The sequence below is a fragment of the Mucilaginibacter sp. genome (genome assembly GCF_028288105.1).
Lineage (GTDB): Bacteria > Bacteroidota > Bacteroidia > Sphingobacteriales > Sphingobacteriaceae > Mucilaginibacter.
In genome coordinates, this window is record NZ_JAQBOI010000031.1 from 1 (window position 1) to 10397 (window position 10397).

7 protein-coding genes are annotated in these 10397 nt (G+C 44.2%); 3 read left to right on the plus strand and 4 right to left on the minus strand.

Annotated features, from left to right (window positions below; translation table 11 throughout):
* On the minus strand, positions 1 to 1103 hold a 1103-nt coding region (locus tag JWQ85_RS01765; protein ID WP_299463002.1), incomplete at its 3' end, for a hypothetical protein.
* Positions 1104 to 1247: 144 nt separating this feature from the next.
* On the opposite strand from JWQ85_RS01765, the gene JWQ85_RS01770 reads away from it, so the two are divergent.
* Complete coding sequence (locus JWQ85_RS01770) at positions 1248 to 2561, plus strand: sorbosone dehydrogenase family protein (protein WP_299463005.1); 1314 nt, start codon at positions 1248 to 1250, stop codon at positions 2559 to 2561.
* 75 nt (positions 2562 to 2636) lie between these two features.
* Positions 2637 to 4718 (plus strand): TonB-dependent receptor, encoded by a 2082-nt coding sequence (locus JWQ85_RS01775; RefSeq protein WP_299463008.1) that lies wholly within the window; start codon positions 2637 to 2639, stop codon positions 4716 to 4718.
* A 503-nt stretch (positions 4719 to 5221) separates the two neighbouring features.
* Here JWQ85_RS01775 and JWQ85_RS01780 read toward each other — a convergent pair.
* Positions 5222 to 7777: a family 20 glycosylhydrolase gene (locus JWQ85_RS01780; RefSeq protein WP_299463011.1), complete on the minus strand. Its 2556-nt coding sequence runs from the start codon at positions 7775 to 7777 to the stop codon at positions 5222 to 5224.
* Positions 7778 to 7817: 40 nt separating this feature from the next.
* On the minus strand, positions 7818 to 8777 hold the full coding sequence (locus JWQ85_RS01785; protein WP_299463014.1) for a cobalamin-binding protein: 960 nt from the start codon (positions 8775 to 8777) through the stop codon (positions 7818 to 7820).
* A 474-nt stretch (positions 8778 to 9251) separates the two neighbouring features.
* Here JWQ85_RS01785 and JWQ85_RS01790 point away from each other — a divergent pair, with 474 nt between their 5' ends.
* Entirely contained in the window at positions 9252 to 9872 is a 621-nt protein-coding gene (locus JWQ85_RS01790; RefSeq protein ID WP_299463017.1) for a LysE family transporter, read from the plus strand.
* Positions 9873 to 9988: 116 nt separating this feature from the next.
* Here the strand turns inward: JWQ85_RS01790 and JWQ85_RS01795 are convergent.
* Positions 9989 to 10397 (minus strand): hypothetical protein (locus JWQ85_RS01795; protein WP_299463020.1); only part of this gene is annotated, 409 nt, incomplete at its 5' end.

Sequence of the window (10397 nt, forward strand, 5' to 3'; positions counted from 1 at the left end):
TCCTCAGAAGTACGCCCATCCGGGTATGTCCAGTGGAAATAGGTACCGCCATCTGCATGTATGGAGAGTATTTCTCCCTCGCAAACCGATGTTATTGCAGGTAGTGTAAAACTTGGGTTTTTAACAACATCGATAGTTAACGGTACCGAAAACGTTTGGCAGTTTATTGACGCGCCCGGTGCGCTTAATACCCCAACCCGGTATTGATATTTCCCTACAGCAGGGTTCAAAAATTCCTTATCCAAAATAAGATCGGCTTTTGTTTGGCCGGGGATATTAACCCATCCTTTTTTATTAAGATTTGACTGCCACTGATACTGCGGGGTTAAATAATTATGTACAAATGTTTTTAAAACGTATGTAGCCCGCCCATCATTCAAACATTGGGTTGTGCTGGTAATACCACTGGTTATTGAGCCAATACCCGCATCTATCACCGGGCCGTATGGTTTAACGGTAATATCATCCATTGCAAAGTCGTTCCCAATTGAACCGGTTAGCGCATTATTACTTAGTGATATTACTACATCAGAGCCATCCGCGGGCGCAAAAAAGTCTACATGGTATTGCGTAAAGCTGTCGTTCGCAAGCGGGCCTGTACTATATGTATCGCTTAATACCACCCCGCCTGATGTTTTAACGGAGAAGTGAATATTGGCGTCGATATAATTAGCCGGGCGTGGCATTTGTGTGTTAATATTACTCAGGAAAACCGCAAACTGATACCTTGTACTCGCGCAAAACTTACTGCCGCTTATTTTTCTGGTGTAATAAACCACGGGTATACTATCCCCGTTTACCATCATTAAATACCCGAACGGGTTTGTGCCGCTATGGTCAAAATTTATAGTTTTAAAAGTATCATCGTAACAATTTGCCGAACTGTTTAAAATTAAATAATTGCCCGGATTAGGGCATCGCCCCGAGCCGCCAGGCTTCATTGTTGAATAACCGTCTAATAACGGTGGGCCTACCGGTGTATAATTAGTACCAAAGCCAAAGTCTTCGTAAAGCACAGGATCGCCCAGGCTATTTTGCGCCCCCACCCTTAGGGTAAAAAATATGGCAAGTACCGATAATAGTATGCGTTTATTGGTTAGCATTGGTGCTGATATACAGGCTTATCCAAAAATATATTTTTTTGTCAGATTATTGCCTTAATCTTTGTAATAAGGCTTTTTACACCCACGCAGTTACAAAAACAAATAAGTATACCCACAGGTTATTCATCCAGCTAAAACACCACCATGAAAACTTATTTAATATACATAACCGGCATTGTTTTACTGGCGGCGAGCTGTAAACAGAAAAAGGTAGACCAAACCAAGGCTGCAGCGGTAAATACACCTACTAAGCAAGAGGTTAAACTCCCGGCGCCTTACGAAACAAAATCGGTAAGTAATTATTGCAAGGTTATTGGCTGGCCTGCAGGTAAAACGCCAATAGCACCTGCAGGTTTCAGGGTTAATTTATTTGCCGATAGTTTAAGAAATCCACGCAATATTTATGTGGCCCCTAACGGGGATATTTTTGTATCCGAAGCTAATACCGAGATTAAAGGGATAAAAAAGATAGGCGCCAAAATAATAGGCGTAGCTGCATCGCAAAACCTGGGCAAAAGCGCTAACCAAATCTCTATTCTCCGCGATAGCAATGGTGACGGTATTCCCGATAAACGGGAAGTGTTTTTGAACCATCTAAACCAGCCATATGGCATCCTCATATTGGGCAACTCGTTTTACGTGGCCAATACCGATGGACTTTGGAGATACGATTACAAAGCCGGGCAAACAAAGATCACAACATCCGGTAAAATGATTTTGGCTTTACCAGCCGGTGGATATAATAACCACTGGACACGCAACCTGCGCGCAAACAGCGCGGGTACTAAGATCTATATTTCCGTAGGCTCGGGCAGTAACGTTGCCGAACATGGCCTGGAGAACGAGATACGCCGTGCCGATATACTGGAAATAAACCCCGATGGTAGTGGCGAACGCGTTTATGCAAGCGGGTTGCGTAACCCTGCCGGGATAGATATTCAACCGGGAACAAATGTGTTATATACCGTGGTTAACGAACGTGATAACCTGGGTGATGAGTTGGTACCCGATTACCTGACAAGCACAAAGCAAGGCGGGTTTTATGGCTGGCCATGGGCATACTTCGGCCGGCATGAAGACCCACGACTAAAAGTTAAACGGCCCGATATGGTGAAGAAAACCCTAACGCCCGATCTGTCTTTAGGCCCGCATACCGCATCATTAGGCCTGGTATTTTACACTGCCAATAAGTTTCCTGCAAAGTATAAAAATGGCGTGTTCATTGGTCAGCATGGCTCATGGAACAGGTCGGTGCTGTCTGGTTATAAAGTTGGTTTTGTGCCATTCGTTAATAACAAGCCTGCCCCGCAAATGGAAGATTTTTTAACGGGGTTTGTGGCTAACCTGGAAAAGAAAGAAGTGTACGGCCGCCCGGTTGGTGTAGCTGTAGCCAAAGATGGCTCCCTGCTTGTTGCCGATGATACCAGCAACCGTATTTGGCGCGTTAGTGCTGAATAAAGCTTATGTAATATTTTTGACAAGGACGACCCAATGCACTGTAAAGGTCTATTTTTACGTAATTTAGCCACGCTTATGACAAAAAATTACTTAACCTTGGTTTCGTTTATAGTTATTACCGGCAGCGCTTTTGCCCAAACAAAACCTGCCACTAATAAGACTGATACCTTACTCCAGCTAAAGCCCGTAACGGTTAAAGCCTATCTATCCGAACAGCCTGTGCTGAGTGTACCGGCATCTGTTAGTGTATTAGGAGCATCGCAATTAAAACTACAGCCCGATAATTCTTTTGTTACCGCGCTAAATACGGTACCCGGTGTACGTGCCGAAGAGCGATCGCCGGGCAGTTACCGTTTATCTATAAGGGGTAGCTTACTGCGTTCGCCATTTGGGGTGAGGGATGTGAAAATTTATTTTGATGAGATCCCGCTTACCGATGCAGGCGGCAATACTTACCTAAATGCTATCGACATTGGCAACATACGCCATGTGGAGATTTTGAAAGGCCCCGATGGCAGCTTGTTTGGCGCTAACTCGGGCGGTGTGGTTTTGCTTAGTCCCGTTAACCGGGCCGATAGCAATTACCTGTCGGCAGGGATAAGCGCGGGTTCGTATGGTTTGTTTCACGAGAAGATTTCGCTACAAAATACCAGTTCAAAAAACCGTTTCAACTTTAATCAGTCGTACCAAACGTACGATGGCTACCGCCAAAACAGCCGCATGCACCGCAACTATTTGCAGGCAGGCGATGCTTATCAATACGGACAAAAAAGTGAATTGCGGGCATTGGTTATGTACTCTGATCTGGATTACCAAACTCCCGGCGGTTTAAACTTTGCGCAGATGCAGGCCAATCCAAGGTCGGCAAGGCTGCCAACTGCCACCCTACCCGGCGCTATTGATCAGAAGATCCGCATCAATACCAAATTGCTTTTAGGTGGCCTGGTGAATGATGCCCAACTAACCGACCGTATCCGTAACGTACTTGCTGTTTTTGGTAATCATGTAAATTTTGCCAACCCGTTCATTACTAATTATGAGCAACGCAGCGAAAACACCTATGGCATGCGTACCTATTTTGAATTGGCAGCCATCCCGAAGGAAAACTTTGATTGGAAGCTGAACCTGGGTATGGAGTGGCAACAAACCAATTCGCAAATAAGCAATTATGATAACAATGCCGGCGAAAAGGGCGATGTACAAAGGATAGATAAGATAAACACAGGGCAGCATTTCTTTTTTGCCCGTTACGCTGCAGACCTGTTTAAACGCCTGCATATAGAAGCAGCCGCAAGCCTGAACTATTACGGTTACAAATTCCGCAATCTGGAACCGCTTAACGAGACTGACTTTACCAACCGTAGTTTTGATGCTGTGGTGATGCCGAAACTGGCCCTGTCTTACCAAATTACCAATGATTTTATATGGCGCGGATCGGTTAGTCGCGGATACTCAACACCTACCACTGCCGAGATCAGGCCGACAAACAACATAATCAACACCGGCCTGCAGGCTCAATTAGGGTGGAATTATGAGACCGGTTTCCGTTTGAGGAACAAGGATGAAAGCATGTTCCTGGATGCATCTGTATTTTATTATAAGCTGGATAAATCCATCGTTCGCCAATTAAACCCCGATGAAACTGAATATTACATTAACTCCGGCGGCACCAACCAACCCGGTTTTGAGCTGGCTTTTACCGACTGGCTTATCCGTCAGAATAATACCCAGTTTATTCGTGGCCTGCAGTTCAACACATCACTTACAGTAAGTCGTTTCAAATTCAGGGATTACAATGTGGCCGGTGCAAGTTATTCGGGTAATCGCTTAACAGGCGTCCCGCGCGAGGTTATCGTATCGTCGATACAAACTTTGTTTCCGAAAAAATTCGCTTTGTTTGTGCAACATAACTATACCTCATCCATCCCTCTGAATGATGCTAATACGGTGTATGCCGCTAAATATCACTTGCTACAGGCCAAAGCATCGTGGCAGCACAGCATCAGCCGTAAAACCCGCTTTGAGCTTTATGCCGGGGCTGATAATTTGCTGAATCAGAAATATAGTTTAGGGAATGATTTGAATGCGGTAGGTAACCGGTACTATAACCCATCGCCACCAAGGAATTACTTTTTTGGTGTGAATGTGAATATGTAAGCCTCTTACCCCCCCTAATTTGGTGTCCTCACCAAATTTATACGCCTTGCATGTAGGTTGTTGGTGAGGACACCAACAACGGGATGAATTATTTTATATATTGATTCATTGCAGTTGACTTCAGTCAACGGATAACCAAGAGAAAGGGATGGCTTTAGCCAAAATGCGAGATGCGGCTAAAGCCGTTTACTACATACATATCCGTCCCATAAATGGGACGGATATGATATAATCTTGCATGTAATGACCCAAACCCGCTCTGTCATTTCAAACGAACATAGAGCGGCCGTGAAAGGGTGTGAGGAGGAATATTTTATACTGTGCATCCCGATATGCAAGCCATCCTGTCTGTTGTAAAAGATTTCTCCTCGCTATCGCTCGTTCGAAATGACATGATTTATTAACAAGAAAGGCTGCCCGTAAGGCAGCCTTTCTTGTTATCTTCTCACCCTCTTTGCGCAGCAGAGAGGGTCGACCAGCGTAGCGTAGTCGGGGTGAGTAGACTACATCGCAGGGTTCTCTTTATTCTGCACCTCGGCTACATTACCCCCTCGCCCTTTTACATCAAACGCGCGGAACTTGATAATGCCATTGGCCGGGATAGGGTTTTCATAAACCGGACTATTCTCATTAGGCTCTTTACCGTTAGTGGTGTAGCGTATGGTCATACCCGGGAACTGGATATTGCTTTTATATTTTCCATCCTCTAAAATAACACCCGGTTTCGGGATCCTGAAGTTGTAACCACCGTTGTAATAAGCCAGGCGTGGCAACTCGCGTTTTCCTAATATATTCAGGAATTTGCTCCAATCCGCATTGTACAATTCGCGGGCTTTAAGTGTATCGCGCTCGGTAGCCCAAGCCGGGTCTTTAGCCCATGCACGCTCAGCCAAACCTATCAGCTTAGGGAAGATCATATAGTCCATGCGCTCGGCACTTTTAACTGTTTCGCCCCAAAGCGCACCTTGCAGACCTATAATATTGGTTTTACCATAATCTGTTAAGCGTTGTTTGCCTAAAAACAGGTTACGGTTAATCGGGCGACCATTCTTATCAACGTCGGCATTTTTAAAGTAATCGTACGGGATAAAAGAGAAGAATTTATCTATCCCCAAAAACGCGCCCCAATAATAACCCGGCTCGTCGTACGATTTATAGTTAGCCATATCAAAATACAGGTTAGTTACACAGGTAAGGACAACCTTGTAACCTCCGTTTGCCAGTTTGTAGGCCAGATCTTCCTGCCCATCACCTAAAACATTGTTCCAAACATCAACCTGCATTTTCTCGCCTAAAAATTGTGGGTTAGGTACATAGGTACTTTGCCCGTCAACAGCGGTTTTGCGCAAAGCCATTTCTTCCCAGCCCGAAAGCCTGATGTTACGTTTCTTCAAAATATCATTCACACGTCCGTAAAAATAATACCACAGATCGCCGGTATTTTGTATTTCGGGGTTGCTTGCCTTTAAAGCCAGATAGGCTGGCGATTGCTCCCAAACATGCACGGGCACCTCGTCGCCCCCAAAATGGATGGCAGGCAACGGCGCACCGGCTTCCTTGTAGATATTCACCAGATCGCCAACAACTGTTTCTATATAGTTATAGGTTGATGGCAGGGCAACATCAATTACGTTATCGTTCCAGTATTGCACCGAGCGGTAGTCAGATTTATCATTCAGATCGCGCAGCAAATTGCGTTCGGCACCGGCTTTATCGCCAGCGGCAAGCAAACGATTGTAACGCACATCCATCGCTTTGATAGATGCACGGGCATGGCCGGGAGTTTCAATTTCGGGCAATACGGTTACGTGGCGCTCGGTGGCATATTTTAAGATCTCGATATAATCGGCCTTGGTATAAAAACCTGTACCGGCGGTATTTGTAAAATCGGGACCCGAACCATGAGATGCAGGCAGGAATGCTTTGCTATCCAGCGTATGCCCGCGTTTAGAACCAACGGCAGTTAATTCTGGTAATGAAGGTATCTCTATCCTCCAGCCTTCGTCATCGGTTAGGTGCATGTGCAGCGTATTCAGCTTATAAACCGCCATCAGGTTTATTAATTTAAGCACCTGTTGTTTGCTTTGAAAGTTACGTGCTACATCCAGCATTACCGCACGATACGGAAAACGGGGTTCGTCTTTAACATTGATACACGGAACAGGGATGCTGGCTTGTGCTTTCATCCACGGAGATGCAGAAATGGAAGTTTTGAACGACTGAATGCCATAGAACAAACCAGCAGGGGTTGATGCCGTAATGGTCATATCGTTTGGCGTAACGCTTAATGTATAAGCCTCCGCGCCCAAGCCTGCATCTTTCTTAAATATGATCTTTTTATCCTTTGATGTGCCTTTTAGCTTGCTGCATAAAAGTTTTTCAATCCCTGTAATAAAATAGGCTTTCTCTTTAGCAAACAAAGGATCGCTTACAATGCTTACCGCATTGGTTATAACAAAATTGCCGGTGCTTTCAGTATAGCTAAGCGGCGTTGGTATAATTTTTTGCAGTTGCGATGCCGGGATATCCTGAATGATCTTGTTTTGGTTATACAGTATCTCGGGTGTAATCAGTCCCTGGTAAGTTGGGATATATGGTTTAATAGTAAAATCACCGGGGGAATAACCTTTTGCGGGTTCGCTATCCCAAACCAAATATGGGCCTTCAATGGCATCGGTAAAATTTACTACTGTGGCTTCACATATATATTCTATGCGGATGCTTTCGCCGGGTTTTACATCCTTAATTTTATCATTCGGACTGATGCTGTACAAGTCGCCGTTTACCTGTAATACTTTGGCGTTGCCGCTAACCGCATCGGCTGTAAAATTACGGGACGAGTTAAAATAGATCTTCCAGCCTGTAGCAGGTAAAGTTTGTTTACCCGTGTTAGTGATAGTTAAAGCCGTAAGCGCTTGCTGCTTATTCTGGTAATTGTTATCTACAACCTCCCAGGTCAGGTGCAGGTTTTTAACATCAAAATTTGGCACATCGGCCATAACTGCCACAGTTTTTAGACTAACCGCGACAAACAATAACAGGGTAAGAAAACGACGCATCAGATTTATATTTAGGGTTTATACCGTAAATATAATGATTTTAAGATGTGGAAATACTTTTTAAAATATTTTTTAAAGTTGCGAATTTTATCCATCCGTCGCCTTCATATCCAAATGCAAACTGTTTAGGATGGAGGATCTCGGCAAGTATTTCAACAGAATCTACAATACGCGGGCCGGGGCGGTTAAAGTATTGGTTACCATCGGCAATGTAAATACGATTATTTTTCACGGCCTTTAATTCGCTGAAACCGGGTTGTTCCAGCAGGATATTTATTTCGCGCATGGTACGCTCGATAGAAAACCCGCAAGGCATTAACAGGATAACCTCAGGATCGCTTTCGCGGATATTGTCCCAGCTTACATAAGGAGAATGCTTGCCAGGTTGCGCCAATATAGGCGTGCCGCCTGCTATGCTAACCAGTTCGGGGATCCAGTTACCTGATATCATCATAGGCTCTAACCACTCTACACAGGCAACGGTTGGTTTATTCTCCATAAACTTTAGCTTATGGCGGATGATGTCTACACGTTCCTGCAGATCTTCAAGCAAACGCTCGCCTGCCTCTTTTACATTAAGAGCCTTTGCTACAGTTTTGATATCATTAAATATATCATCCAAACTATTGGGTTGCAGGGAAATGATCTGCGCTTGCTTATCCAGATAGTTTTCCAGCGCCTGCTCAACTTCGGTTAATGACACGGCGCAAACTTCGCATTGGGCCTGGGTAATAACAACATCCGGGGACAGCTCTTTTATTACCTCGCGGTTAACAGTGTATACAGATAAGGCATCAGCTAATATCTCTTTTACCTTAACATCAATATCAGCACTGCTTAACCCATCGGGGAAGTTTGCTTCTGAGCAGATAGGCAGGTGCGTAATGCTTTGCGGATAATCGCACTCGTGCGAACGGCCAACCAGGCTGGCTTCCAATCCTAATGCACAAACTATCTCGGTAGCGGCGGGTAATAACGAAACTATTTTATGAGCAGACATCTTTTTTCAGTTTGCAGTTGTCGGCTTGCAGTTTGCATGGCTTTATGCCCACTGCCAACTACAAACTGCCAACTTAATGGCACTGCAAATATGCGAATTAATGAAGTTGATAAATAACGTTAGCGAAAATTGACTTCGGGTTGATTGAATTGGCTTGCTTAAGAGTTGACTCACCCCGACTACGCTACGCTGGCCGATCCTCTCTGCTACGCAAAGAGGGTGCAGATTTTATTCCCTCCCTCGGGAGGGGTGCGGTTGTTTGTGTAATGGCAGGGAGGGGGTTAACCTCGTAATTCATTAACCCCTCCCTACCCTCCCAAGGGAGGGAATTAACCTCCCCGCGTTAGGGATTGCAGCGGATACCGGCCAGTGGCTAAGGCCTATGCGGTATGAGCGTAAAGCCCGGCCGCAGGCAACGCCCCAAATAATCCACTCATAAACTACTTTGCCCATTAAAATATTATCTTTGCGCAAATGATATTCCTAACCTTTTTTATCGGGGTAATTGCCAACTTTATTGGTTACGTACCGCCCGGTAACATTAACCTTACGTTAGTACAGATCACCATAAACAGGGGCATAAAACAAGCCCTTCAGTTCATTATAGCTTTTTCATGTGTCGAGTTCTTTTTTACCTATGTGGTAATGCAGGGCGCTAAATGGCTATCTGAAGAGGTTAGGCTGGATACCATAATTGATTGGGTAATGGTTGTGCTTTTTGGCACCCTGGGCACAATTACCTGGTTAAACAGGAACAAACCACCAAAAACCACATACTCTAACCACGCCAGTATTAAATACGGCATTTTGCTGGGCTTTATAAACCCTATGCAAATCCCCTTTTGGATGGTAACGGGCACCTACCTGATAACTCACGAATGGATTGAAGATGGCAGGCTGGCCTTAGTTATCTTTAGTATAGGATCTGCAGCAGGTGCATTTATCGCCCTATTTTTATATGCCAAATTTGCAAAATACCTGCAAAATAAGTTTGAACTAAGTACAAGGGTTATTGATATTAGCATTGCCATACTGTTCTTTTCCTTTGCTGCTTACCATATTTTTAAGCAGGTGTACCTGGTGTTTTTTAAGTAATCCCTCCCTAAGGGGGAGTTGAATATTATATTAAACGTTTGAAGCATCTATTCGGCGATAGCACAGTTTGTGAATGGATCCTTCGTTCCTCAGGATGACAAACTAAAAACTGTCATTTATGGTTTTATCTCCTGAAAGAAATAAATACTCGCCGAAATTTCTCTTTTTGTGGTTCGATAATCAAAAAGTAATGCCGCGGATAAACTGATGAGGCCACAAACAAATATTCCCTGTAGCCTGTAAAGGTGAAACCCATATTCAAACATCTGACTCATTTGATGCCCGTCGATAAAATGATATTTAACATATAATAGGATCGGTGAAAGTAATAACGAATAGGTTGCACAATACAGAAAGTTTAGCAGTGCCAGCTTCTTATCCATTTCGCCCTGAATGATTAAGGTTTGATTATTTTTTGATGCCCTCCGCAAATAAGTTTGATTAAATAACTCAAAGCGCATATTAGAAACACTCTTTGATTTAGCGTCAATGTCTTTAATATCTTTTCTTGCCACCTTAAGCCAT